At 55.7% G+C, this 25,905-nt stretch carries 24 protein-coding genes and 1 tRNA gene; 11 read left to right on the top strand and 14 right to left on the bottom strand.

What is annotated here, in order from left to right; all coding sequences use genetic code 11:
- Positions 1-12: 12 nt before the first annotated feature.
- The 3 genes from AC2FH2_RS05015 to AC2FH2_RS05005 are packed head-to-tail and all read left to right on the top strand — an operon-like array spanning position 13 to position 2,783.
- Positions 13-447 (top strand): DUF302 domain-containing protein, encoded by a 435-nt coding sequence (locus tag AC2FH2_RS05015; RefSeq protein WP_496823079.1) that lies wholly within the window; start codon positions 13-15, stop codon positions 445-447.
- Position 448: 1 nt separating this feature from the next.
- Positions 449-1,672, top strand: a complete 1,224-nt coding sequence (gene hemA / locus AC2FH2_RS05010; protein ID WP_496688781.1) for a 5-aminolevulinate synthase — start codon at positions 449-451, stop codon at positions 1,670-1,672.
- A gap of 52 nt (positions 1,673-1,724) precedes the next feature.
- A complete protein-coding gene (locus AC2FH2_RS05005; protein WP_496823078.1) occupies positions 1,725-2,783 on the top strand; it encodes a YeeE/YedE family protein in 1,059 nt (352 codons plus the stop codon).
- 1 nt (position 2,784) lies between these two features.
- Here AC2FH2_RS05005 and AC2FH2_RS05000 read toward each other — a convergent pair whose 3' ends face one another.
- From AC2FH2_RS05000 to AC2FH2_RS04965, 8 genes are all read right to left on the bottom strand, one after another.
- Positions 2,785-3,729, bottom strand: coding sequence for an MBL fold metallo-hydrolase (locus AC2FH2_RS05000; protein WP_496823077.1), 945 nt, complete (start codon positions 3,727-3,729; stop codon positions 2,785-2,787).
- Positions 3,726-4,652 (bottom strand): MBL fold metallo-hydrolase, encoded by a 927-nt coding sequence (locus AC2FH2_RS04995; RefSeq protein ID WP_496823076.1) that lies wholly within the window; start codon positions 4,650-4,652, stop codon positions 3,726-3,728. The genes AC2FH2_RS05000 and AC2FH2_RS04995 overlap by 4 nt, the downstream gene beginning before the upstream one ends.
- 341 nt (positions 4,653-4,993) lie before the next feature.
- A tRNA-Met gene (locus tag AC2FH2_RS04990) sits at positions 4,994-5,070 on the bottom strand.
- An 82-nt stretch (positions 5,071-5,152) separates the two neighbouring features.
- On the bottom strand, positions 5,153-6,127 hold the full coding sequence (locus tag AC2FH2_RS04985) for an alpha/beta fold hydrolase (protein ID WP_142635870.1): 975 nt from the start codon (positions 6,125-6,127) through the stop codon (positions 5,153-5,155).
- A 102-nt stretch (positions 6,128-6,229) separates the two neighbouring features.
- On the bottom strand, positions 6,230-8,650 hold the full coding sequence (locus AC2FH2_RS04980; protein WP_496823075.1) for a GcvT family protein: 2,421 nt from the start codon (positions 8,648-8,650) through the stop codon (positions 6,230-6,232).
- Positions 8,651-8,775: 125 nt separating this feature from the next.
- The gene (locus AC2FH2_RS04975; protein ID WP_142635874.1) at positions 8,776-9,000 is read right to left on the bottom strand and encodes a hypothetical protein; all 225 of its coding nucleotides are present in this window, start codon (positions 8,998-9,000) and stop codon (positions 8,776-8,778) included.
- Positions 9,001-9,047: 47 nt separating this feature from the next.
- Entirely contained in the window at positions 9,048-10,202 is a 1,155-nt protein-coding gene (locus AC2FH2_RS04970) for an aromatic ring-hydroxylating oxygenase subunit alpha (protein WP_496823074.1), read from the bottom strand.
- Between the two features lie 91 nt (positions 10,203-10,293).
- A complete protein-coding gene (locus AC2FH2_RS04965) occupies positions 10,294-11,199 on the bottom strand; it encodes a LysR substrate-binding domain-containing protein (protein WP_496823073.1) in 906 nt (301 codons plus the stop codon).
- Between the two features lie 149 nt (positions 11,200-11,348).
- Here AC2FH2_RS04965 and AC2FH2_RS04960 point away from each other — a divergent pair, with 149 nt between their 5' ends.
- The 4 genes from AC2FH2_RS04960 to AC2FH2_RS04945 all read left to right on the top strand — a co-directional run bounded on the left by AC2FH2_RS04960 (position 11,349) and on the right by AC2FH2_RS04945 (position 14,686).
- A complete protein-coding gene (locus AC2FH2_RS04960) occupies positions 11,349-11,495 on the top strand; it encodes a hypothetical protein (protein ID WP_496823072.1) in 147 nt (48 codons plus the stop codon).
- Positions 11,496-11,614: 119 nt separating this feature from the next.
- On the top strand, positions 11,615-13,156 hold the full coding sequence (locus AC2FH2_RS04955; protein ID WP_142635980.1) for a trimethylamine methyltransferase family protein: 1,542 nt from the start codon (positions 11,615-11,617) through the stop codon (positions 13,154-13,156).
- 67 nt (positions 13,157-13,223) lie between these two features.
- Positions 13,224-13,955 (top strand): SDR family NAD(P)-dependent oxidoreductase, encoded by a 732-nt coding sequence (locus tag AC2FH2_RS04950; RefSeq protein ID WP_271948145.1) that lies wholly within the window; start codon positions 13,224-13,226, stop codon positions 13,953-13,955.
- On the top strand, positions 13,952-14,686 hold the full coding sequence (locus AC2FH2_RS04945) for an SDR family NAD(P)-dependent oxidoreductase (protein WP_281972425.1): 735 nt from the start codon (positions 13,952-13,954) through the stop codon (positions 14,684-14,686). Before AC2FH2_RS04950 ends, AC2FH2_RS04945 begins: the two co-directional genes overlap by 4 nt.
- Here AC2FH2_RS04945 and AC2FH2_RS04940 read toward each other — a convergent pair whose 3' ends face one another.
- From AC2FH2_RS04940 to AC2FH2_RS04925, 4 genes are read right to left on the bottom strand one after another with little or no spacing between them, the layout of a single operon-like run.
- Positions 14,687-16,027, bottom strand: coding sequence for an NAD(P)/FAD-dependent oxidoreductase (locus AC2FH2_RS04940; protein ID WP_496823071.1), 1,341 nt, complete (start codon positions 16,025-16,027; stop codon positions 14,687-14,689).
- Positions 16,024-17,520, bottom strand: coding sequence for an aldehyde dehydrogenase (locus tag AC2FH2_RS04935; RefSeq protein WP_282021559.1), 1,497 nt, complete (start codon positions 17,518-17,520; stop codon positions 16,024-16,026). The genes AC2FH2_RS04940 and AC2FH2_RS04935 overlap by 4 nt, the downstream gene beginning before the upstream one ends.
- Before the next feature lie 3 nt (positions 17,521-17,523).
- The gene (locus AC2FH2_RS04930) at positions 17,524-18,441 is read right to left on the bottom strand and encodes a dihydrodipicolinate synthase family protein (protein ID WP_281972422.1); all 918 of its coding nucleotides are present in this window, start codon (positions 18,439-18,441) and stop codon (positions 17,524-17,526) included.
- A gap of 7 nt (positions 18,442-18,448) precedes the next feature.
- Positions 18,449-19,159 carry a GntR family transcriptional regulator gene (locus AC2FH2_RS04925; RefSeq protein WP_142635889.1) on the bottom strand — a complete coding sequence of 237 codons (711 nt, stop codon included), beginning with the start codon at positions 19,157-19,159 and terminating at the stop codon, positions 18,449-18,451.
- 154 nt (positions 19,160-19,313) lie between these two features.
- Between AC2FH2_RS04925 and AC2FH2_RS04920 the strand changes: the two genes are divergently transcribed.
- The 3 genes from AC2FH2_RS04920 (at position 19,314) to AC2FH2_RS04910 (ending at position 22,361) form a co-directional block, all read left to right on the top strand.
- A complete protein-coding gene (locus AC2FH2_RS04920) occupies positions 19,314-20,264 on the top strand; it encodes a GlxA family transcriptional regulator (protein WP_496688702.1) in 951 nt (316 codons plus the stop codon).
- A 409-nt stretch (positions 20,265-20,673) separates the two neighbouring features.
- Positions 20,674-21,180 (top strand): hypothetical protein, encoded by a 507-nt coding sequence (locus tag AC2FH2_RS04915; RefSeq protein ID WP_496823070.1) that lies wholly within the window; start codon positions 20,674-20,676, stop codon positions 21,178-21,180.
- Positions 21,181-21,362: 182 nt separating this feature from the next.
- Complete coding sequence (locus AC2FH2_RS04910) at positions 21,363-22,361, top strand: formylglycine-generating enzyme family protein (RefSeq protein WP_496786117.1); 999 nt, start codon at positions 21,363-21,365, stop codon at positions 22,359-22,361.
- A 29-nt stretch (positions 22,362-22,390) separates the two neighbouring features.
- Here AC2FH2_RS04910 and AC2FH2_RS04905 read toward each other — a convergent pair whose 3' ends face one another.
- Positions 22,391-23,299: a LysR family transcriptional regulator gene (locus tag AC2FH2_RS04905; protein WP_281972419.1), complete on the bottom strand. Its 909-nt coding sequence runs from the start codon at positions 23,297-23,299 to the stop codon at positions 22,391-22,393.
- 143 nt (positions 23,300-23,442) lie between these two features.
- Between AC2FH2_RS04905 and AC2FH2_RS04900 the strand changes: the two genes are divergently transcribed.
- Positions 23,443-25,182 carry an arylsulfatase gene (locus tag AC2FH2_RS04900; RefSeq protein WP_496823069.1) on the top strand — a complete coding sequence of 580 codons (1,740 nt, stop codon included), beginning with the start codon at positions 23,443-23,445 and terminating at the stop codon, positions 25,180-25,182.
- 175 nt (positions 25,183-25,357) lie between these two features.
- On the opposite strand, the gene AC2FH2_RS04895 is transcribed toward AC2FH2_RS04900, so the two are convergent.
- On the bottom strand, positions 25,358-25,693 hold the full coding sequence (locus AC2FH2_RS04895; protein ID WP_281995305.1) for a hypothetical protein: 336 nt from the start codon (positions 25,691-25,693) through the stop codon (positions 25,358-25,360).
- Positions 25,694-25,905: the final 212 nt, after the last annotated feature.

Here is a 25,905-nt window from a genome sequence, read left to right as displayed (position 1 = left end):
AGGATTAAAATCATGAAACACTTTATCGCTGTAGCCGCGTTTTCCAATGTTCTGGTGAGCCATGCGTTTGCGGAAGAGATCATCACCGCCCCATTTGACGGCAGTTTTGATGATGCAACCTTCGCCGTCGAGTCCGCGATTGTCGGACAGGGACTGGTCATCGACCATGTAAGCCACGTAGGCGACATGTTGAATCGCACGGGCGCTGATGTCGGCAGTGACAAGCAGATATTTGCGGCCGCAGACATCTTCATTTTCTGCTCGGCAAAAACCTCGCGCGAGGTGATGGAAGCCGACCCTATGAATATCGGATTCTGCCCCTACGGGATTTTTGTAGCCGAGGACGACAGTGGCGTGATGGTGGGATATCGAGGCTACCCTGACGGGCCAATGCAAAAGGTTCAGACTCTGTTATCCGAGATCGTCGAAGAGGCCGTAGGGAATTGAAATGAACTATCAGCAGTTTTTTCGTGATCAACTGGACCAGCTTCAAGATGAAGGGAACTATAGGGTCTTTGCGGATCTCGGAAGGCAATGCGGTGCATTCCCGACCGCGCGCAATTACGCAGAAGACGGTCCCGAAAAAGTCACTGTCTGGTGCTCAAATGATTATCTTGGCATGGGTCAACACCCCTGCATTCTTGCAGCAATGCACCAAGCGATTGATGAGTGTGGTGCCGGGGCGGGTGGTACGCGGAATATCTCTGGAACCACTCATGAGCACGTTTTGCTGGAACAGGAACTAGCCGACTTGCACTGCAAAGAGGCGGCATTGCTATTTACGTCCGGCTACGTTTCAAACTGGGCGGCTTTGGGAACTTTGGCCTCCCGCATTCCTGGTATCACCGTACTGTCAGACGAGTTGAACCATGCCTCGATGATTGAGGGAATTCGCCACAGCCGTTGTCAAAAACGGATCTGGAAGCACAATGATATTGCAGACCTTGAAAGGCAGCTTGCTGACATACCAGCCAACGCACCAAAGCTCATTGCGTTCGAAAGCGTCTATTCCATGGATGGTGATATCGCGCCAGTTGCCGAGATCTGTGATCTGGCGGATCGCTATGGCGCGATGACCTATTTGGATGAGGTTCACGCCGTAGGGCTTTATGGACCGCGCGGCGGTGGCATCGCCGAACGTGAAGGCCTGATGGATCGCCTAACCGTTATCGAGGGGACATTAGGCAAAGCCTTCGGTGTCGTCGGTGGATACATCGCGGCGTCGAAAGAGCTTGTGGACTTCGTCCGGTCCTTTGCCAGCGGGTTTATCTTTACCACTGCATTGCCTCCGGCCGTAGCCGCAGGTGCGGCAGCCTCGGTTCGGCACCTGAAGCAAAGCAATGCGGAACGATATCTGCACCAGCAGCGAGTGCGCGAAGTTCGAGACAGGCTGGACGAACTGAGTATTCCCCATACTCCGAACCCAAGTCACATCATTCCGGTCATGGTCGGCGATCCGGTTAAGTGTCGCTTCATCTCTGATGTACTGATGCGTGACTATGGAATTTACATCCAGCCGATCAACTATCCAACCGTTCCCAAGGGAACGGAGCGTCTACGGATTACACCGTCGCCGATGCATTCTACTGAAGACGTGGATCGACTGGTATCTGCATTGGGTGAGTTGTGGACGCAATGCCAGTTGGCGCGCAGGCCAATGGTCGCGCAATGACAACTTGACCGAAGACAAGGATGCACACGCTACGAAGTGAGAGTTTCTGTTGATGGAGAGACTCATCGATCTGTTGGGAGACTCTGGCGCCTTGGCATTTGCCGGAGTGCTCGTCGGTATCTTGTTTGGCGTGACGGCTCAGAAGTCTCACTTTTGTTTAAGAGCGTCGGCAGTCGAAGTCGCCGAAGGCGAGTTAGGTCCCCGCTTGGCCGTTTGGCTGATCGCCTTCACCACTGCGCTAGCCTTGGTGCAGGTGCTTATCGCGTTTGAGTGGCTAGACCTTTCCGAGACACGTGCAATCGCGTCGACAGGTAGCCTGAGCGGCGCGGTAATTGGTGGAGCGATGTTCGGCGCAGGCATGGTTCTGGCGCGTGGATGTGCATCTCGCCTTTTGGTATTAGCCTCCTGCGGTAATCTGCGCGCCCTGGTTACGGGGTTGGTTTTGACCTTAGTGGCTCAAGCCGCCTACACAGGTGTTCTTAGTCCCGCCCGCGAGTTGCTGTCTGGTATCTGGGCTGTCCCAGGAGGCGAGCCGCGTGATCTTTCAGAAATACTTGGGTTCTCGCCAACGGTTTATACAGCCGTTGCAGCGTTGGGATTGGTGTCGGCCATTGTCTTTGCGTCCCACCGGAAAGTCGCGCCTATAAGGATCATAGCGGCCGCAGGAGTTGGCCTGGCTGTGGCGCTCGGCTGGTTGATAACATTTGCCATCGCGCAAGCATCTTTTGAAGTCGTGCCTGTGTCTTCAGTCACGTTTACCGGACCGGCCACGGACACACTAATGGCGTTGGTTGCAAGTCGAAACGTTGTGTTGTCCTTCGGTATCGGCCTTGTCCCAGGCGTAGTAATCGGCGCGGCAGGCTCAGCCTTGACTGCAGGGGAGTGGAGGATCGAACGATTTGGCTCGGATACTCCGATGGAACGCTACCTCGTAGGGGCTGTTCTCATGGGGTTTGGGGCCATGCTGGCGGGAGGTTGCGCGGTGGGTGCCGGGCTTTCAGGAGGGTCCGCCCTGTCATTGACCGCATGGGTTGCCGTATTTTTCATGTGGGTTGGGGCGATCAGCACGCATAGACTATTGATGCTAATCCCTGTTTCGCAACATTCCTGAGCTACTCGAACTCCATCTGTTCGAAAACGCGCCCTGCATTTTTCGTGGCCAGTTCTTCAAACGTGTCCAGGTTGGCATAAGGTGACTGATCGACGTAGTAAGCCTCAGCCAGATCACCTCCTGCATCCATATGCTCTTGAATCTTGCCGCGCAGATATATCAGGTAGTCGCGTGTATAGCGGCGCACCTGATCCATGTTCGTAGGATGGCCGTGTCCCGGTATCACATAAGTGGCATCTAAAGCCTCGAATTCGGTGTCCCAAGTTTCAAGCCAATCCGCTGTATAGGTGTCTTGAAAGATTGGCAGCATGCGTTCGTGAAACGCCATGTCGCCCGCAATGACAAGGCCTTGGTTTGGCAACCAGATCGAGATATCGCCGGGACTATGGGCAGGGCCGAGGTACTTTGCCTCAATCCGGAATTCACCCATCTCAACCACGTACTCATCATCGAATGTCTCGGTTGGGCCAGCCAGGAATGTTCCGTCTGCCTTGTCCTGATTGTATCGCTGCATTCCCTGCAGAATTTGCGGGCCATATTCCTCGAATTCAGCCGCTGCTTCTGAATGTGCGATGATCGGAATGCCGAGTTCTGACCAGTAAGCGTTGCCGAGCATCGCGTGCCCCTGGCCATTCTCGTTGAAGACAAGTTTGACCGGCTGATCCGTGATGGCCTGAATTTCCTTGTGAAGCGCTTCGGCAAGGACATAGGCTGCACCGCCGTTTATGACGACTACACCTTCACCGGTTACAATGAAGCTGAGGTTGTTGTTGTGACCAGAGTTCTCGTAGGTCGGTGGGGCGGTTGCGCCAATGGCGGAATAGACGCCAGGGATATACTCGACCGGTTTGGAATACAGCACGCTTTGCGGATATTGGTCTGCAATTTCCTCGCTTGCCCAAGCTGGTGCGGCCAAGGCCAAGGAAATCGCAAGCGTTCGTATCATGTTGGTTCTCCAATGAACTTATACGCAGAGCCAGTTTTTTCGACCCGGCCGATTCCACCATTCGGCAGGTGGAAGCCAATTATCTTCATTTGCTCGCGAGAAATCTGATCTAGCAGCAAACTACGAGTTGCTGCAGCTGCCTGTGGATCCTGATCCGTGCCACTGTGCCAATCAGGCCGTTCAAAAGCCACGTGTGGATTTCCCAACGCGTCGCCGACAATCATCACGGATTCACTGCCGCTGCGGATTTCAAACGCCATGTGGCCGGGTGTGTGCCCAAAGCTTGCACGGGCGGCAATGCCTGGAAGGATCTCTTGTCCGTCGTCAAAGAACGCCACCTGATCCTCAATTTCTTCCATCCGGCGCTTCGCGCCTACAGCGAACGCAGCGCGATCTTCTCCTATTGAATCCACCGTTGAAGGGTTCCACCAATAATCCCACTCTTTACGGCCAAAGTGATGCGTCGCGTTGGGGAAAAGCAGGTCGTCGAAGTCATCCAAAATGCCCCAGATGTGATCCGGATGCGCATGGGTGAAAATCACGTGCGAAACGTCTTCGGGCGACAGGCCGATTGTTTCAACAGTTTCCATAAGTTTGCCAGACGTAGGCATGAAATCCGGCCCAGCTCCGACATCGAATAATACCGTGTTTTTACCATCACGATAGAGCGCCACGTTGCACTCTGGCTCGTACTTGGTCGCGTCCACTCGATTGCGATTCAGAAGCTGCTCGAGTTCTTCTTTCGGCATGTACCCAAAGACCATTTCCGGTGGCAATGACAGGTAGCCGTCTGATACGGTTGAAATCCGAGCTGAAGAGCCGAGTTGCAACTCGGCCCTCACGATCCTGGATTGAGTGCCAAGCATCCCAAGGCAAGCGGCGCTGTACAAGAAAGTGCGGCGAGAAAATGCATTTCCATCCATACACAATCAATAAAATGAATGTTATTATTTGTAAATGGAGAAAGAAAGGCTGTGTGTGCAAAGCTGCTTTCGTCTTGATCACTAAGAAGTCTACTCAACTTCTTCGGTACCGGCGGGTAAGTTAGCGATTACACCGGTGCCCCTGAGAGCCTGCATCTCAACTCTTGGAGCGAAATGGGACTGGTTGCGGCGTGTGGCGTTTCCCGCTTTTTCGTGACGATTCCCAGTTCTTTTTGAACACAAAATTCGTCTGCTGTTACCCAAAATGCCACCCAAACCATGTTTGCGGTACGTGAGAGCAACGCTGAGTTCACGTTTCTAACTGATATGTTATGGGAATTTGGTAGCGGAGGAGGGACTTGAACCCCCGACACGCGGATTATGATTCCGCTGCTCTAACCAACTGAGCTACTCCGCCATGAGTGAATGGCGATTTAAGGGAGGGGTTGGGGAGGGTCAAGAGGGAAATGGCGCCTTTGTTGGGAATATTTTAGCTGGGACTAATCCGAATTCGGCACAACCGTCGCCCTGGGTTCTGTATTTTGTACCACGCCGCGAATGAAGTTGTTGCAGATGTCCGGGACTGTCAGGGGGATCATATGGCCCAGCCCTTCGATCTGTTCAAAACTCAGACCAAACGCCTGCATTGATTCACCGTGTTGCGTGGCTGACAAGAGCGCATCCTGTGCTCCAAACAATATGGAGCCAGGCACTTTCAGGTCGCCATAACGGGCGACCTGCGCCGGCATGCTCTGTTCAATCCCGATCACATCCTGTGAGGCGCTGATAAACGCGGATGGACGCATCCCCAAAGCGCCGCCGGCGCGGTCCAGAAAGTCTTGGGGCGCGGGTTCTGGCGCAAAAGCCGCGCTAAGGGTGTGCGGTGCGGTTTTTGCGGCCAGCGGGACGGCAATCGTGTTGCCGATCAGACTGCGCAGCCATTCTGTCCGGATTTCAAGCGGTTTGAACACGGCGGGCGGCCCGGGCATCGCCTGAGTAAGCGGAGCTAGCAGGGCCAGCGCTTTGATCTTGTCCGGGTAATCCAGCGCCATCGCCAGAGAAACCGCGCCACCCAGCGAATGGCCGACCAGAATTGGGTTGCTGACCCCCTTTGCCTCTAGAAATTCATGTATCATGCGGCCCTGTTCGGGCAACCGCCCAAGCTCTGCCGTCTCACGAGTTGAGTATCCGCAACCGGGGCGATCCACGGCAATGACGTGAAAATCCTCGGCCAGTTTATCCATCAAGGCGTAGGTGAAATGTTGCAACTGCCCGGCCAGCCCATGAATGAGCACAACCGTCTGATTGGAAGGGTCGCCCTTTTCCACATAGTGGATATTGCCGCCGCGCACGGGAATGATAACCCCCGGTTGTGGGACACGCATCCGGCCGTCACGGGTCAGCTTGCGTGTCCAAAGATTCATCGCAACAAGAAACAGCGCAATGAACAGCGCAATAGTCAGGAAGATTGTCATCAGCCTATCCTCTGGATGGAGCAGATCAGATTACTGACCGGATAGCGCCACAACCCGAAGGCAATGTCCACAGCTCGCTTAAAGGATCTAATGCGGACTGGGTTAGCCGCGCAAGATCGTCCCAGTTGGATCAAAGGGCGGTTCTTTCAGGATCGTTGCCCTATGCGGGCGCCCTAATACCATGACCTCGACCCTATCGCCGGCCTCGGCACCCGAAACATAGCCCAAGGCCAGCGACATACCCACGGAATAGCCATAAGCGCCCGATGTCACCCGACCGATTCCGCGCCCGTCCATGAAAATGGGTTCGCCTCCGGTCGCGTCAGCGTTCGAAGCTGCGGTGTCGGCTTCGTCCAGATGCAGCAGGACAAGCTGCTCTCTGGCCGGAGAGGTCATGGCAGAATTGGCGGCATCTTTGTTTAGGAACGATTTGTCGAATTTGCACAACCGGTCCAAACCGACCTCGTGTGGCCAGTATTCGGGGCTGTATTCGCGCCCCCAAGACCCATAGCCCTTTTCGATCCTCAGCGACATCAGTGCGCGGCTGCCAACTGGGCCTGCGCCGAACTCTTTTCCGGTCTCGATCAGCGCCTCATACAGGCGGAGCTGATCTTTCGCGGCGCAATGCACCTCCCAGCCCAGATCGCCGGTGAAGGAGACACGCAGCGCCAGGACCGCAATTCCGGCGATTTCGATCTGTTGCGAGCGCATGAAGGGGAAATCCTCGGGGCTGAGCGAGGTATTCGTAAGCCGTTGCAGGATTTCCCGCGATTTCGGGCCAGCCACGTTAAAGCCGCAAGTCTCTTCGGTGCGGCTTTCGAAACGGGTGCCATCGGGCAGAGGAACCTGTTTGAAGAACCGTTTGTGATAGCGCTCGGCCATGCCCGAGCCGATGATCCAGAATTCGTCGTCGGCCACGCGGGTCACGGTGAAATCGCCGGCAATACCTCCCCGTTTTGAGATCAGCGGGGTCAGGCAGGATCGACCAACCGATCTCGGCATGGAATTTGCGAATACGGCATTAAGCCAACCCTCGGCTCCCGGACCTTTGCAAACATATTTGGCAAAGTTTGAGATGTCGATGATCCCGGCCCGATCGCGCAGCATCCGGCATTCCGCGCCCACCGGTTCCCACCAGTTCTGGCGTATGAATCCGTTGGTGTCCGTGGCGCCGGGCGCCTCTGCGAACCACAGCGGGTGTTCCCATCCGACATTCAGGCCAAAGACGGCACCCATGTCCTTTTGCCTGTCATAAATCGGGCGGGTCCGGGCAGGGCGTCCTGCGCTGCGTTCTTCATTTGGGAAGTGGATGGCAAAGCGGTGTGAGTACTGATCCTGCACGCGGGCCTTGGTGAAATCTTTCGTAGCCCATGTGTCGAACCGCGCCACGTCCCAGGCGAACATGTCGTATTGGGTTTCGCCTTCGATGATCCACTGCGCCGCCATCAGGCCCATGCCACCCGATTGCGAGAATCCCGGGATGATGCCGTTGCAGCAGAAATAGCCGTCGACCTCGGGCACTGGTCCCATCAGAACGTTGGCATCCGGTGACCAGATCATCGGTCCGTTGATGACCCGTTTGATCCCGGCGTCGCCCACGGCAGGTACGCGTTCGATGGCGTTCATCATATTCTCTTCGATCCGCTCCAGATCGTCGGGAAACAGATCATGGGCAAAATCCAGGGGTGTGCCGTCTTCGGCCCAGAATTTCATATCCTTTTCATAAGCCCCCACCAAAAGGCCCTGACCTTCCTGCCGCAAATAGTACTCTCCATCGCGGTCACTGACCGAGGGCAGGCGGGTATCATGCGCCGCGACGTCAGCCATGGTTTCGGTGACGAAATACTGATGCTCGGTCGGTTGCAGGGGTAGCTCGATCCCGGCCAACATGGCAACTTCGCGGCCCCAAAGACCGGCGGCATTCACAACCCACGGCGTTTGGATGTCCCCCTTAGGGGTGCGTACGATCCAGGTGCCGTCTTCTTGCTGATCTGTCGCAGTGACCGGCGTAAAGCGGTGGATTTCGGCCCCACGCTGGCGCGCGCCGACAGCGTAGGCGTTGGTGACCCCCGAGGGATCAACATTACCGCCATCAGGTTCGTACATGACACATCGGATGCCATCGTAATTGACCAGCGGGTTCAGACGCTGCGCCTCTTCGATGCTGATCTCATAGAAATTCATCCCGTACAGCTTGGCCTTGGCGGCCTGCAGCCTCAGCTGGTGCTCGCGCTCTTCGGTTTGGGCCAGATATAACGAGCCGGGCTGGAACACGCCGCAGCTTTGGCCGGTTTCAGCCTCAAGCTCTTTGTACAGCGTCATCGTATAGTGTTGGATGCGGCTGATATTGGTGCTGTCATGCAGTCCGTGGACGTTCGCCGCCGCGTGCCAGGTCGAGCCGGATGTCAGTTCATCCCGTTCCAACAGCACCACGTCTGACCACCCCGATTTGGTCAGGTGATACAGGATCGAGCACCCAATCACACCACCGCCGATTACCACTGCCTGTGCATTTGTCTTCATGAGTCTGTCATCCAAAATTTTGGTCTTGTCGTCATGTGTTACCAGTACTGAACCCAAGACAACGGGTTTAAATTTCACGTGGGATTGAACAGATATAAACCAAGGTTAGTCTCCGATGCCCACCACTATGCACGTCCATACTCGACCAGTCTGTGGTTCAATTCATCTGTTTCAGAGGCCCCGGCTTCCAGGGCGAATATAAAGGCGTGGGTCAGGTAAAAACAGGCCGCGTCGATATCTTGCACCGCTTCGCATTCATCTGCTGCAATAGTGTAATAGCGGACCAACGCGGCAGGATCATCATGATCATGCGCCTCAAGTAGCAAGCGATCCAGTTCTGTTCTGTCCATCGGGTCTCCGTCGCGTCTGGCCAGTCGTGCGTGGCCAGACAGCTGGTTCAGTCGGCGCGACCGCTTTCAATCTGTGTCGCAACCCAGTGATGGAAATTATGGGTCGGACCATCCATCACCGGAGAGAACCGACCGCCGTCGAACAACATTCCGTGCCGACCCTTTTGCATCCCTTCAACAACGAACACATCCTCTTCAAACACAGTTTTCCATTGCTGGGCGTTTGCCGCCCTCAGGCCATCATGTTCAGGTGTGTCTTCGATGCTTTTGGCATAATAAAGCTCGATATGCTCAACGGTATTTTCGTGATCAACCGGTTCCAGGACAATGGCAAAGGCATGGTCACGCTGCACACCCAAAAGAACATTCGGATACACGGCCACATACTCTGCACCCTCATTCCATCGATCGCTGAGCCCGTCGAAATCGGCGAATGTGGTGCCGTCATGGTCAGTGAGTTGTCGATAGACAAGCGTGCCTTGACCGGAATAGTGCCCGCGCACTTCGATGTTATAGTGATCCTCAAGTCGCGAATAGCTGTTCAGGCCGGGATGCACCCAGGGCAGGTGATAGCTTTCGCAATAGTTCTCAACCGCCAGCTTCCAGTTGGTCTTGACCTCCAACTTGAACGAAGAGGCCTCACCGCCGTGATGTACTGGTTGATCAAACTCTTTCCAGCGTTCCAATAGGGCGGCGTGCGCCTCTTCGAATTCGGGTGCATTGCCGTCCACATTCACAAAGACCACGTCCCGCCAGACATAAGAGCGAATACGGATCAGGCCCAGAGATTTGCGATCCACGTCCTCATGTGTGTTGTGACCGGCGCCGCCAACATGTGGCGTCGCACGCAGCTCTCCCTTCAGGCTGTAGCACCAGCTGTGATAGGGGCAACGGATCGCGCCACTTATCTTGCGAGGGGTATCGACAAGGATCATCCCGCGGTGACGGCAGGTATTTTGAAATACGCCAACCTCACCATCCCGATCCCGCACGATTAGTAAAGGCATGCCTAGGAAATCGACCGGTATGGCATCGCCTTCCTCGGGCACGTCTTTGCCAAAACCGATCCCGGACCAGTTGGCGTACAAAACCGATCTACGCTCTTCGGCGAAAAGTGCCGGGTCGATATAGTGTTCGTTTGGCAGGCCGTTTGCGACATTCACATCGACCAGAACGGAAGACAGCGCAGTATGCTTGTTCATCGGGCTCTCCTGCAGGTGTTGTTTGGTCTCTATTGGCGGATACGCTGGCATCCACTCAATATCAGAAAACCTCATCACAGGGTGATTTCACCTAAACCGAACCGTCCTGAACCTCTTGAATGATCCAATCTTTCAGCGCCCGGGCACTTTCGGACAAGTCTTCATCCGAGCGGCCAACCAGATAAAACTGGTTTGGAGCGATCTGGAGGTGGGGCCCGATTGCCACCAGCTTTCCCGATTGCAGCATGGGTTGGATCAAGCGTTGCCATCCAAGAACCAGCCCGGCCCCCTTACGCGCCCGTTGGAGGGCTACTGAATAGCTGTTCACACGAGAATCAATCGGAATGGTTCCCGTGTACCCGAGTTGTTGAAACCATTCGGGCCAAGTGGTCCAGCTGCGGTCTTCAGAGTCCAGATGTATCAGTCGTTCAGCTGCGAGATCTTCAAGGCTTGCACCGGCCAACCGATCCGCCACCTCTGGGCAGGCGACAGGGACCAGACAATCCCGAAACAGAGGGGTGTGCGACAGGTCACCGTTGCCGTCCCGGCCGTAGCGAATAAAGAAATCGATATCCGGCCGATCCCGAAATGGTCGATCCTGTGAAAGCTGGTCAACATTTACTTCAGGCATTTCGCGCCAGAACCGGATTACCGATGGCGACAACCAAAGAGCAGCAACTGCAGTGGTTGATCCTACGGTTACCTTTTCGACGGTGGCACGGTCGCGGATTGTTGCCAGTGTTTTTGAGATGCGGGTAAACGAAGAAGCCAGCGCGTCATACAGCGCTTTGCCGTCTTCCGTCAGTTCGACCCCCCGGTGTTTGCGCTGGAACAAGGCGGTGCCAAGATCACCTTCCAACGCTTTGATCTGATGACTGACCGCGCCCGGCGTCACTGACAGTTCTTCAGCCGCATTCTTGAAGCTTAGATGGCGCGCAGCGGCTTCGAAGACCGACAGCGTGGTGAGTGGCGGCAGATTATAGTGACGTCTGGACATGACAGGTGTAGCCGTTGGCGGTCTTCAGGTTAATTATTCTCACTCAAATATTGGACTTTTTAAGATTGTGCGCCAGAAGAAATTTTCAAAAACGATGATGTCGAGTGCCGTGTTTCCGATGCGTGCCGTCAAAATCAGGTAATGTTTCTGTGACGACCGGGTTTGGTGTCAGCCAGTTCATTGACGGTTCTTATGCCATCACGGACATGGAGTGGATCATGGATATGGGCGGAGATGATCCCGAGCCAAGCATGGTAGAACTGATAGCAGGTCTGGTCGTCATCATGGGTCTGTAGATCATTTCGGCGGTTTCGGGTGCGGGTCGCTTCCTGCAAACATGTATCGCAATTAGTGAGGCTTGCTTTGACCAAATACCGCAGTCTTTTGGGGAGGATTGGAGGATCGCCCTGTGAATATGCGTACCATGACCCGAACCGGTGGCCGTGCGGCCCGGCGCGCGCTGCGCTCTGCTCCGAATTTCGAGATGTTGCCCGGCCTGACCCGAGGCATCCCCCTATGCGAGGTGATGGATGGCAGCCAGATCGACAGGATCGACAGCGCCTCAATGGATATTCTCGAGAATGTCGGTGTTCAGTTTCGCGATGCAATCGCACTGGAGGATTGGAAAAAAGCTGGCGCAAAGGTCGAGGGCGAACTGGTCTATCTGGACCGGGGCCTGGTCCGAGAGCTGATCGCCACCATTCCCAGCACCTTCACTTATCATGCTCGCGATCCGAACAAGAACGTGCGACTGGGCGGACGGCACTCGATCTTTGTGCCGATGACCGGCGCGCCCTTTCTGCGCGATCTCGATGACGTGAGGCGCAATCCGACGCTCGATGATCTAGCAATGTTCCACAAACTAAGCCACATGCTGCCGGCGATGCATTCCTCGGCGCATCACATTGTCGAACCTTACGACCACCCGATCAGTCAGCGACATCTGCGGATTACCTATTCGTCGATGAAACATTCGGACAAGACGTTCATGGGTATGACCACCTCGCCCAGAAACGCCGAAGACGTCATTGAGATGTGTGCGATCCTGTTCGGGGAAGATTTCATTGAAGATCACCCGGTCACCACGGGCAACTGCAACGGAAACTCTCCGCTGGTCTGGGACGAAACGATGCTGGGCGCGATGCGGGCCTTTTCTCGCCGCAATCAGCCTGTGTTGTGCTCGCCCTTTGTTTTGGGCGGGGCCAATACGCCCGCATCGGTTCCCGCCACCGTGGCGCAATTGAACGCCGAAGCACTGAGCGCGCTGGCCTATACCCAAGTCATTCGCAAAGGTGCTCCGGCGATTTACGGGCACTACCTGTCGACGGTGTCGATGAAATCAGGTGCCCCGATGGCCGGCACGCCCGAGATCAGCCTGATGAACTTTATGATCGGGCAGATGGCCCGGTTCTACGACGTTCCATGGCGCACCTCGAACACGCTGGGTGGGGCCAAGACATTTGATGCGCAGGCCGGGTACGAATCCGCCACGACGCTGCAGGCGGTTCTTCATTCCGGTGCGAACTATATTTGGCATTCGGCTGGCTGGAATGAGGCTGGGATGCATTGTTCCACCGCCAAGTTCATTGTCGATGCTGAACAATGTGCGATGGCTTATCGCATGGCAGAAGGCCCGCAATGGGATGATTTTGACCAAGCTCTTGCCGCCATTCCAGAGGTCGGTCCAGGCGGGCACTATCTGGGTCATCCGCACACGCAGGACAATTTTCAAACGGCGTTTTTCATGCCCGAGATGTTCGACAATAACTCGATTGAGCAATGGGTGGCAGAAGGCGGGGTTGAGATCACTGAGCGCGCGTTGAAGCACGCGCGCAAGCTGCTGGCCGAATACCAGGAACCGACACTGGACGTGGCCAAAAACGAGGCCCTGCTGGACTATATTGCCCGGCGAGAACGGGAAATTCCCGCCGCTGACGAGCTGAACCAAACCTATTAAAGATTTCGCCTTGGACCTATCCCGACTGCATTGTCGGGTGGGTTTCCATTTAGCACTCGGAGGGAAAATGGAGCTGACGGGCAAAACAGCGCTCATCACAGGGGCTGCGGGCGGCATCGGATCTGCTATTGCACAGCGGATGCGGCAGGCAGGAGCACGAGTTGCGGTTGCGGACGTTTCGGTTGAGGGTATCGAGGCCGACGCCCATTTGCCCGGCGATTTGCGCGAGAGTGCTTATGCAGATGCATTGCCGCAACATGCGGCGGATGCGCTGGGCGGGCTGGATATAGTTGTTAACAATGCGGGGGTCATCACCCGCGGAGCGGTGACCGAGACTTCGGATACCGACTGGGCATTGTCGCTGGGCGTGAATGTCGAGGCGCCCTTTCGCATCTGTCGCGCCGCAATCCCGATCATGGCGGCGCGTGGTGGTGGCGCCATCGTGAACACCGCGTCATGCTGGGGCCTGCGCCCTGGGCCGAACCACGCGGTCTATTGCATGACCAAGGCAGCCATTGCGTCGTTGACACAATGCATGGGTATGGACCACGCGCATCAGGGCATCCGCATTAACGCCGTATGCCCGAATGAAGTAAACACGCCGATGCTGCGGTCGGGGTTTGAAAAACGCGGCTTTGATCCGGATACTGCCGTGGCCGAGCTGGGCCGGACGGTGCCCTTGGGGCGTATCGCCGAGCCCGAGGATATTGCTGATGTGGTGATGTTTCTTGCCTCGGACGCCGCGCGCTATGTGTGCGGGGCATTGCTGGAAGTGAACGGAGGAAAACCGGTTTCATGACGCGATTTACCGGCAAAACCGCGCTGGTCACGGGCGGGCGCAGCGGTATCGGACGCGCCATCGCGGAACGTTTGCAACACGAAGGTGCACGGGTCTTTACCGCGCAACGTGGGAGCGATCCGGAATTCGAAGGGTTCGAGGCCGATTTCAGAGATCCCCTCAGCCCGCAAACGGTGGTCAATCAGGTCGTTGATCAGGCCGGGCGATTGGACATTCTGGTCAATAATGCAGGCATGATGCAGGAAGCCGGCGTCGAGCAGATGAGCCTTGCGGACTGGCAGCGCACGTTGACAGTCAACCTCACGGCCCCGTTCCTGCTGATCAAGGCGGCGCTGCCCCATTTACGACGGGCCGGCGGGGCGATTGTCAATATCGGCTCGATTGAGGGGCTGGGCAGCAATCCCGGCCATGCCGCCTATTGCGCATCCAAAGCCGGGTTGCATGGTCTGACACGAGCGGTGGCCGTGGATCATGGGGCAGAGGGCATTCGTTGCAACGCCGTGGCCCCTGGCTGGATCGACACCGAGTTGAACGTGGATTTCATCGCCTCAATGCCGGACCCGGAGACATTTCACGAGGATATCAAGCGCATACACCCCGTTGCCCGAACCGGAAGCCCACAAGAGGTTGCGGCGCTCGTCGCCTTCCTGGCGTCGGGTGATGCCAGCTTTATCACCGGGCAGGTCTACACAGTAGACGGAGGCCGCATGGCCAAGCTGAGCCTGCCCTGATCACTCGTCCCGCGCGCGCCATTCTTTCCAGCGCAGCACCGCATTGGCACCGATCTCGCGGAATGGCTTTGGGGGTAGGCGTTTGGGTTGACCCTGGGCGTCGAAATACCGGGTGATATTCGAGCTGTGGCCGCAGGCGCGTTCTGCCGCCGCGATACCGGTCAGGGTGCCGCGCGCCGTGCCCAGCCCGTTCTGGACACAGCCAGAAAATACGCCCTGTTCGACCTCTCGTGCGACGGCGACGCCGTTCAGGCTGAGGCAGAGATGACCGGCCCAGCGATATTGCATGTCCAGCCCGGCCAACTGCGGAAATCGCTGGTCGAATTTGCGCTGCATCACCCGCGAGGCGCGCGCCAGATCACCAGCAGTCGAGGTCATGCCCGGGCGCAAGGCCGCGCAGGTACGAGTTATGATCCGATTGCCGCCCTGTGCCGTATCAATGCGCCGCATCGTTGTACCCAACGGATCAGATGGTGTGACACTCCAGCGGGGTTGCCCCCCCAGCCGCGACAGTACTTCGGCGTCCAGCTCCGGGGTCATTGCCGCAAACAGGAACAGCTGCATCAGGCGGTCACGCTCGATCCCAAAGCTTTCCAGATGCCCGTTCACCGTGAGGATGACTATACCAGTGCTGACGGTACCGCGCGCGGTTTTTACCAGCCACGCACCGCCTTGCTTCTCAAACCCGGTCACGCCAGAGCTCTCGTACAATGCAATGCCATCCTTGATCAGTCCCGCAGCCAGACCACGAATATAGCCTGCTGGTTGCAACATAACCGTGCCGGGCGTGTATAGCCCCGACCGATAGTGGCGCGACCCTGTCAGGGCGTGCATCTGCTGTTGGTCGAGCATTTCACTGGTCTCACCCAAAGTGCTGAGATGATGCGCATAGCTGATATTATGTGCATGTCCCGCCGCGCTCACCGCTCCGTTAACCTTGCCAGCCGGATCAAAGAAATTCGGGTCGATCTGATATTGCTCGACCGCCGATCGGGCAAAATCAATTGCAAGTCGGTTTAGTGTGATCATGGTGCGATCATCCCCCGGCCCGGAATAATTGTCCGAGGCCAGGTCATGTGGCAGATCGATCATAAAACCCGTATTGCGCCCAGCAGCCCCTTCGGCCACGCGGCCAGCCTCAAGCACGATGATCTTTGCGTCGCTTTGCAGCTGCCTCAAACGCTGTGCCGCTGACAGGCCTGCGAAACCGGCACCAACAATCACGACATCCGCCGTCAGATCACCATCCAGTTCTTGGGCTGGGGGTGGATCGCCTAATATGACGCTCCAGGCCGCAGGTCCGCGATGGACTGGCAGGGTTCGGGCGGCATAGCTGCTCAATCCACGGCCTCATCCGCATCGTCGGACAGGTCGACCCAGATGGTTTTTAGCTGGGTATACTGGTCATGCGCATGGATCGAGTTGTCGCGCCCACCAAAGCCAGACTGTTTATAACCGCCAAAGGGCGTGGTGATATCGCCCTCTCCAAAACTGTTTACAGTCACCGTTCCCGCCCGGATCATCCGCGCCCCGCGAATGGCGCGTTTCGCATTGGCTGTGAAGATCGACGCACACAAACCATACTCGGTATCGTTGGCGATCTTGATGGCCTCATCAAAGCTGGAAACCGTGATCACCGAAAGAATGGGACCAAAGATCTCGTCACGTGCCAGGATGGCGTCATTGCCAGGGAGTTCGACTACGGTGGCCTCGACAAAGCCATTGTCCGCTTTGCCTCCGATCACTACGTTTTCGGCCTGATCCAGATATCCGCAGACCTTATCGAAATGAGCTTCGCTGACCATTGCGCCCAATCGTGTTTCCGGGTTCAGAGGCTCGCCGATATTCCATTGCTTTACATGATGGGCGATGCGGTCGAGCAACTCGGCCTTTATGTCCTTGTGGACAATCAGGCGGGACGTGGCCGAGCAGTTCTCACCCATATTCCAGAACGCACCGTTGACGATATGTGCTGCCACGCGGTCCAGATTTTCTGCATCTTCCATCACAATGGCCGGATTCTTGCCGCCCATTTCAAGCACCACCTCTTTGGCGTTGCTTTCCGCCGAATAGCTCAGGAACCGTTTGCCAGTCACGGTTGAGCCGGTGAAGGACACCATATCTATATCCATGTGCCGTCCAATAGGTTCGCCCACCTCGGCACCTGCGCCGGGGACGATGTTCAGGACGCCGCGTGGCAGACCGGCCTCCATCGCCAGTTCGGCCAGCCGCAATGCCGTCAGTGAAGTTTCCTCGGCCGGTTTCACCACCACCGAGCAGCCCGCAGCCAGAGCGGGCCCGATTTTCCATGCCAGCATCAGCAATGGGAAATTCCAGGGCAGGACTAACCCGACAACGCCAATCGGCTCGCGCACGACCAAAGCGATGTGGTCGTCACTGGCGGGCGAGACCTGATCATAGATCTTGTCGATCGCCTCAGCGTGCCATTTCAGGCAATGAATGGTCTCGGGCAGGTCGACGGTCTCGCAGTCAAAGATGGTCTTGCCACTGTCGATACTTTCCATCACCGCCAGTTCACGTGCATTGCGTGTGATCAGTTTGGTCAACCGGATCAGCACATTTTTGCGCTCGGATGGGTGCAGCCTCGACCAGCGGCCATCTTCGAACGCTTCGCGCGCCTTCTCGACGGCAAAATCCACGTCCGCTACACCACAGGCGGCAATGTTGGCCAATTTCTTGTTGGTCGCCGGGTTAACCGTTGTGAAGGACTGCCCTGAAATCGCCGGGCGGTACGCGCCATCAATAAAGGCGCCGGTTGGCAAGGTCAGACCCGCGGCGATGGAGTCGTATTCGTCCTGCGTCAGCAATGTCATACCTTACCCCTCTGCCATGATGTCAGCGATTTTCTGTTTCAGCACGCGCGTCACTTGCTCTAGCGCGCGTTTGTCATCTTTGTTCAAAGATTTCAGCGGCGGTCGAACGGTGCCCGCGTCAATCCCATTCATTGTGACACCATGCTTGATGGTCTGGATGAATTTTCCACCCTGTTCCAATACCCGCATCAAGGGCATCAGCGCCGACATGATCCGGCGGCCCTTGGCATAATCGCCCTCGATTACACAGGCCTGGTATAGCGCCACATGCTCGGCAGGCAGAAAGTTCGAGCCGCCACAGACCCAGAACGGCGCGCCCCAGGCAAAGAATTCCAGCGCCTGATCGTCCATACCGCATCCCAGTTGGATATGCGGATAGTCCCGCGCCAGAAGATGCACCCGGTTGATATCGCCCGAGCTTTCCTTGATGCCGCAGAAATTCCTGCTGCGTCCGACGCGGTCCAGGAATTCTTCGCCCATCATCGTGCCTGTGCGGTGAGGATAATTGTACAGCATTACCGGCAGGTCGGCGGCCTTGTCGATGGCCAGCGCATTCAGCGCATTTTCGCGGTCGGTGGGCACCGAATAGGGCGGGCTGGCCAACAGGATCGCATCTGCCCCGATTTCCTTTGCACCCGACGCCAGCGCAACCGAGTCCGACGTCAACATCGCGCCCGTGCCAACAACCAGAGGCAAACGGCCTTTCAGACGCACATGGGTGAACCGCGCCAATTCCAGCCGTTCCTCCACGGTCTGCGCATAATTCTCACCGGTCGACCCGCCCGAGATCAGACCATGCACGCCATTCTTGATCAGAAGCTCGATCACCTGCGCCAGCGCGTCCCAGTTGACGCTGTCATCGGCCTGATAGGGCGTGACCACCGGGGTATAGACCCCCTCAAATCGGAAAATTGGATTCATTCCGTCCTCATGCAGGTTTCGAAAGCGGTGGGAGGCCCATTGGGACATCCAGCGCATCGGGCATCACGAACAGTTCGATCTGATCGCGTGACAGGTTCCAGTGATCTTCGGCCAGCTGCGCAGCAGCCGTTTCATCGCGTGTCTCTATGGCGTCGATGATGGCGTCGTGTTGCTGGCTTGCCTCGGACAGGTTTTCGACCATCCTGCCTGACTGTGGCCGGTAGAAGGTCATGCCGATACGGGCATGGTCAATCAGCAAACGGTTGAAAGAGGGCAATAGATAGACATTGCCCGACATTTCGCCGGTCACTTCGTGAAAGCGGTTATTGGCCAGGGCGCGCTCTTCGGCTGCCCCATCCCGCAGCGCGGCCTTGAATGCCTGCTGTGCGGTTTTCAGGGCTTCAATCTGCACAGGCTTTGCATTCGCCGCTGCCAGTCGCAGGATTGCACCATAGATCATCGGAGCGGCCAGAAAGAAATCGCGCAAGGTGGTATACGACATTTCGGACACGCGCGCGCTGCGGTTTGTTCGCAGGTCCAGATATCCTTCTCCGGCGAGTTGTCGGAACACTTCGCGTAAAGGCGTTCTCGACAGGCCAAACGCATCGGACAGATGCACCTCGTCCAGATCGGTGCCAGGTTGCAGGCGCAAAGTCAGGATCGAGACCTTCAAGTGCTCGGCCAGCTGCGTTTTGCGGGTTTTTGCGACGTCCTTCATCCGGATCCTCCAGCCCAGTCAGCAAGAATCGATTGGGTTCGATTGCCTCCTTTTTGTATCCGAATAAAATACATATTGTATACATAGAAATTTCGTGCAGCATAATCCAACGACAAAGACTCAGCCAATCCGGCCGAACAAAGTGGAAAACCCTATGACTCAGATGCGGCACATCACCATTGTTCTGATCGAGGAGTTCTCGCATCTCGCCTTTTCCTGTGCCGTCGAACCACTGCGGATCGCCAATCTGGTCAGTGAGAAAACGCTATATGATTGGACGCTGATATCGGAGGACGCAGATCGTGCAGTGTGTTCCAATAAGGTGGTGACACTTGTGCATGGCGGGTTGGGCGATATTCCAAAGACTGATCAGCTGTTTGTCTTGTCGGGCATCCACATGCGCAACCATGTCTCACGTGACCTTCTGGCGACGTTGCGACGCGAACGTGCGCGGGGCACGCCGATCGGGGCATTGTGTTCTGGTGCTTGGCTTCTAGCAGAGGCCGGATTTCTGGATGGCTCTCAGGCTGCGATCCACTGGGAATATCACGATGCGTTTATGGAAGCGTTCCCAGAGGTGAACCTTGTGCGCAGTGTCTTCGTGGCAGACGCGAAACACATCACGGCATCGGGTGGGACGGCAACTGCCGATCTTATGCTGCATCTGATCGGACGCGACCACGGCGAGGAGCTGGCGATCGCGGTTGCAGACCAGATGGTGTATAATGCTGCCCGCAACGCAACGGCCAAACAAAGGGTATCATTGCAATCGCGCAACGGGATGCGTAACGCACATCTGGCTCGGGCTATCCATACCATGCGCGAATGCCTTGAAGCACCGGTTTCTCCGTCAAAGATCGCGGATGATCTTGGCATATCCACGCGCCAGTTAGAGCGGTTATTTGGTAAGTATCTCAACACTTCGCCCAAAAAATACTTTATGGAATTGCGCCTGGAACGCGCGCAAAAGCTTTTGCTTCAGACCGAAGCATCTGTCACCGAGGTCGCGTTGGCTTGTGGCTTTGAAAATCCCGGCCATTTCTCGCGGGTTTATCGATCCAGTTTTGGTGTCACACCGCATTCGCAAAAAAGCAAAATCGACTGACGGAAGGCGGCGGGGGGAGCTGCTCTGCCCTAGGGCGAGCCCGGCCCGGCAGGCGCTCACCCCCTAGTCCCGCTTGTACCCCCTCGTTAAATTCAAACTCGTAAACTGATCAGCAGGATTGACTGTTTGTATTTGGTAAAAAGGGCACAAATTCTGCAAGATCGTGTCAGATGTAAGGGGGTTTAGGGCGATATAAAGGCCCAGATTTCAGCAAAAAATGCGGCCCAAATCCCACACAATTAATAACTCAATTAGCCAAGTTTGTCCTTGAGTTTGCGTTACATATGAAAAATGGCTTTTAAGTTTAGCCAAAATACCGGGTATACTTACAAACTATGGCAGAGATTCACATCGGGATGCATTTTCGAACCCCCATGTTCCCTTCAGCAACCAAAGCCGGAGGCCATGCATGAATTTCGAAACTTACCAGCCGGTCGTGACACCTGTCCCGCCAGTCATACCCGTAGACGTGCGCGAGGATCAGATTATTCAGGCCTCACAGGCGGCCAGTGCAGCATTTGAAAAGATCTCCGCCACGGCATTATTTGAGGTGGATACAGTCACTGATACTCAGAAGCGCATACTTGCGATCTTTCGCTGGTATTTTCTGGCGGCCTTTTGCACGCGCATGTTGTCTGGGGCAACGCATCGGCTGGATCATTTGACGATGCAAGTTGGCATGGATGTATACAGTGCGGTTGGTATGATTTTGTCCCGCGATGAGATCGAGTATTCGAGAAACCTGGTTGAAAAAATGCCGGATTCTGCGGCTGATGCACGGATGAAGGCGATCGGCGCGCGGGGTCACAAGGCAGGTTGGATCGCGGCCAATCAACATAAACAGGGCAGAGGCATGCCCTCAGAGATCAAAGTCGCTCTGTCAGGTGCTTTGGCGGCTGTGGATCGTTTGAATTGAACAGCGGTCCCAATTTGACATGAATTTACAAGTGTAGGTGGATTTGCTTCGCAGCAGGCAGGCGCGCGCCTTTCGTTGAAGCTCAGGTCGAAGGGGGAAATGCTGCCCATTCACAGTAGGGGATTGAAAACCGTACCAAATCACTACATTCACCCCTGATAGATCCAACAGGTTAATGCTACATGCCCCTTTCAAGAAGATTGCTAGCCTATGGCTCGGTTCCCGTGGTTGCGATTGTATGCTTTGCCGTTTGGTATACCAGTATCGGTTCCAAACCAGGTCCTGAGTTTGTCCGGCTGGATGGTGGAGAATTCCTGATGGGTTCGCAAAACTTTCAAGCGGAAGAGACTCCGGTCCATCCAGTGAATGTCGGGTCCTTTGACATTACGCGGACAGAAATTACCAACGACCAATTTGCGAAATTTGTCGAAGAAACCGGGTATCAGACAACGGCAGAGCGTGGCTTGTCGGCGGAGGATTTCCCGGGTCTGCCTGCAGATTTGCTTGAGCCTGGATCGATGGTCTTCGCCCAGCCTAAGGAAGCGGTGTCGCTGAATAATCCCAACGCATGGTGGCGCTATGTCAAAGGTGCAAGCTGGCAACACCCGGCAGGACCGGGCAGTTCGATTGCGGAACTGGGCGACCATCCGGTGGTGCATGTGTCACCCGAGGATGCCGCAGAATTTGCAGAGTGGATCGGAGGTCGTCTGCCGACCGAGGCCGAATGGGAATTTGCAGCTCGCGGCGGGATCGAAGGCGCCGACTACACCTGGGGTGACAGCTATGATCCCAGCAATGGGTGGAAGGCAAACACCTGGCAAGGACAGTTCCCAAGCGAAAACCTGGCTGACGATGGCCATGTCGGAACCGCACCCGTAGCTTCATATGTGGCCAATGGCTACGGCCTGTATGACATGGCTGGCAATGTCTGGGAGCACGTGGCCGACTGGTGGGTGCCGGGGCACATTCCTGGCGACCAAATTGATCCTACCGGCCCGGAAAAGGCTTTTGCCGCCCAGTTCGGTAGCGCATCGATGGGTGCAATGCGGTTGGTCAAAGGGGGCTCATGGCTTTGCGCGCCGAATTTCTGTCTGCGTTACCGACCTGCAGCGCGGCAGCCGGTTGAGATGTCGTTGGGCAGCAATCATGTCGGATTTCGCGTTGTCCGCGATGTAGACTAACCGCCGGGTATTCCGGTCATGCGGCGGGCTTATTCCGCCCCGTACCGGTGGCACAATCGATTCCAGAACATATCAAGCGCGGCAAATTTGACGCCCTTGCGACGGGCAGCGCATATGTTCCAGGTCAGAGGTTGCGTGGTTCGTATCTCTTTCAACATCCCCAATTTCAGGTGCTGATCAAAATCTTCCTTCATTCCTCCGGCAATCAGGTCTGCTCTGCAGGCCATATCGGTCACTAAAGAGAAATCGTCACTTTCGACCTGGGGCAATCGGTCAACAATATGCCAGGCTTTCTCGTCATTCCCCAGAGTGGCGGCAATAGCAGAGCGCCAGTGGCGATGCATATGCGCGGTTATAAACGGATGCCGAAACACCTCCGCGATTGAGACCGGAGTAGCCTGATGAATGGGATGGTCGGGGCGAGCGCAGAAGAAAACGGGTTCCTTTCGAACGACCTGAATGTCCAGATCGCTTAGGTTGGGCGTGTGCGTAAGATCGCAAACCGCCACGTCCAGACGCCCTATCCGCAATGCTTCGAGGGGTTCCATGGTGGCCCGCACATCAACGCGGACACGAAGATCTGGCCAGTTATCAAGCAGCTCTGCCAGAAGCGGCGTGATGATCGTCCGGGTCGTCAGGGGTCCGCAGCCGATATTCAGCACCTCCGGGCCGACCGAACGCAACCGTTTGACTCCTGCTTCAAACTGGCTGGTCGCATTGTGCAGCGCGTCCAGAAGTTGCAGAAAGCGTTTCCCCGCCGGTCTGATGGTTGCGCCGCGGCCTGTCCGTTCAAATAGCGCCTGACCGGCATAAGTTTCTGCCTGGCCGATATAGCGTGAGAAACTTGCAGGAGAGGTTCCGATTGCATCCGCTGCCACGCGAAAGTTGCCGTGTCTGGCCAATGAGCGCACCGCATCTATGGCTTTGGAATCAATCATTTGCACCCTCGTTCCAATATTCAGAACGCTCATACCAATTGATGGAATGGTCGTCTCTTTCTGTAGTCGGAATTGTCGTTTCCTGCGACATTATAGTCGACCGTGGCACGACGCCCCGGACTTCCCACATAACGGAGGATTCAATGGTTCCTTTAAGGAATATATTAGCTGTGCTTGGCGCTTCGGCGTTATCAACGACTGCAGCACTTGCCGATTCTGAGGATACACGCCCAAACGTTCTTATTCTAATCGCAGATGACATGGGGTTTTCCGATGTTGGCGCATTTGGCAGTGAAATCGAAACGCCCTCGATCGACCAACTGGCAGATGACGGTATGCTGTTCACCAATTTCCACGTCGGAGCGTCTTGCTCGCCCACTCGGACTATGCTGATCAGCGGTGTCGACAACCATCTCGCAGGCCTCGGCAATATGTTAGAGATTCAGGCCGATAACCAATTCGGCAAGCCTGGCTATGAAGGTCATTTGAACGACAAAGTTGTTGCGTTGCCGCGTCTGTTGCGCGACGCAGGATACCACACCTATATGACCGGCAAATGGCACCTAGGTCATGAGCCTGGCACGATCGCTTATGACCGCGGATTTGAGAAATCCTTTATGCTGGGCGAAAGCGGTGCGGATAACTGGGTCGAGCAGCCGTATGCCCCGTTCTATACGCGGGTGCACTATTACGAGGACGACAAGCTTGTCAGCCTGCCAACGGACGACTACTTCTCATCCGATTTTTATACCCAAACGATGATCGATTACATCGACAGCAACCTGGATGACGGTAAACCATTTTTGGCCTGGGTCGGGTATCAGGCCGTCCATTACCCTCATCAGGCGCCAAAAGAATTCATCGACAAATATGACGGCGTTTATGACGAAGGGTTCGAGGCCCTGCGGGTTTCGCGTCTGGAAAAGCAGAAGGAACTTGGGCTGATCTCTCCGGATGTGGAATTGGACCCGGAGTTTGCGAAAACCTCTTATGAACCGTGGCAGATGCCGGATTGGGAAAAGCTTAACGACGAAGAAAAAGCATTCAACGCGCGACGGATGCAGACCTATGCCGGAATGCTGGACAATATGGATGTCAATATCGGCAGGATCCTGAGCTATCTGGATGAAAAAGGTATTGCGGACAACACCATCGTCATTTTCCTTGCGGATAACGGCCCGGATCCGAACCAGTTGCCGCTGTCTGAAGCCTATCGTGATTGGTACAAAGCCCATTACGACAAGGTCTATATCGAGGATTTTGACGGCGATTATTCGGATATGGGGCAGCAGGGTGTCTATGCTGATTACGGCCCTGGCTGGGCGGCAGCCGCAGCGGTTCCGGGCAGCTACTTTAAGACATTCTCGACCGAGGGTGGTTTGCGTGTCCCTTTGATCGTGAAATTCCCGGGTGTTGTCGAGCCCGGATCGCAAGTCGATAAATTTGCCTTTGTTCGCGATATCGTTCCAACACTTCTTGACGTTGCCGGCGTAGACGTTCCCGGACCGGTCTATGACGGTCGCGAAATTTATACGCCAGACGGTATCAGTATGATGCCGGTCCTGAAGGGTGAGACGGAAACCGTGCGCGACGATAACAACCCGGTCGGATATGAGCTTGCAGGGTCCTCGGCAGTATTTCAGGGAAAATATAAACTGATGCAGAATCTGGCCCCTAAAGGCACAGGCGAATGGGAGCTGTTTGATATCGAAGCTGATCCGTCGGAATTACACAATCTGGCGGACCAGATGCCCGAGCGTGTCGCAGCGATGCGGGCCTATTTTGAGGACTATGCAAAAAGGGTAAATCTTGTGCCTGTTCCCGAAGGCTATAACCCCCTGGAGCAGACGGTCGTCAACGCCAAGCGCAGTGGCGCGCATTAACTGAAATGTCATCGCGCCGTTTCGGGAAGGAAGCGGCGCGATGCGTATACTTGAAAAAGGCACAGTGCTGGTTGGTCCGCCGATAGATATGTGGCGCTACTGCGGGTGCAGCCACTGTTTGCCGCAAGCACACGCCCATGGAACAGGCCGGTGCATTGTTGGGAGGAGATGCGGGTTATTGCCCTGTGATTTCCGTGCAAGTTCCTTTGCCCCAACCGGTTCTACTACCAGAGGCAGAGAAATCGAACGTGCCTTTCTGGGGGTGGACGTTATAACTCAGCGTGTGATCCTCGCCGATATACAGGTAGGTCAAGGTATCGAGCCCCGGGAAAACATCGACCTCTTTGTCGATGTCACCGATCTTGATACGACCTTTATTTTGATCTTCATATTTGATCAGTTTCGCAGCCATTTCGGGATGCTGTTCGTCTGGCGACTGACATTCAAACACCCGCTCTTCTGCAAGCGCCGTGAAGGGCATAGATATAAGAAGAATGGCCAACTTTTTCATTTGATCTCACCTAGAGCAGATTCGTTTCGAACGCCGCAGCTAGGTGTGATTTCTGTCATAAATTTGCTGAAATTCTGGCCAGACTGTGCCTTGGGCACAACCAAAGAAAATATAGGTGTTGGACCGTCTGCAAAATCAAGATTCTAGCGTCTCGGCAAGAAGCCTGTGGCAAAGATCGCATCCCAGAACAGAATGCAGGTCGGCTCAACTGA

The organism is Ruegeria sp. YTSA105 (assembly GCF_059610225.1).
Note: the sequence above shows the minus strand (reverse complement) of the source record. Positions and strands in the feature narration are given on the sequence as shown.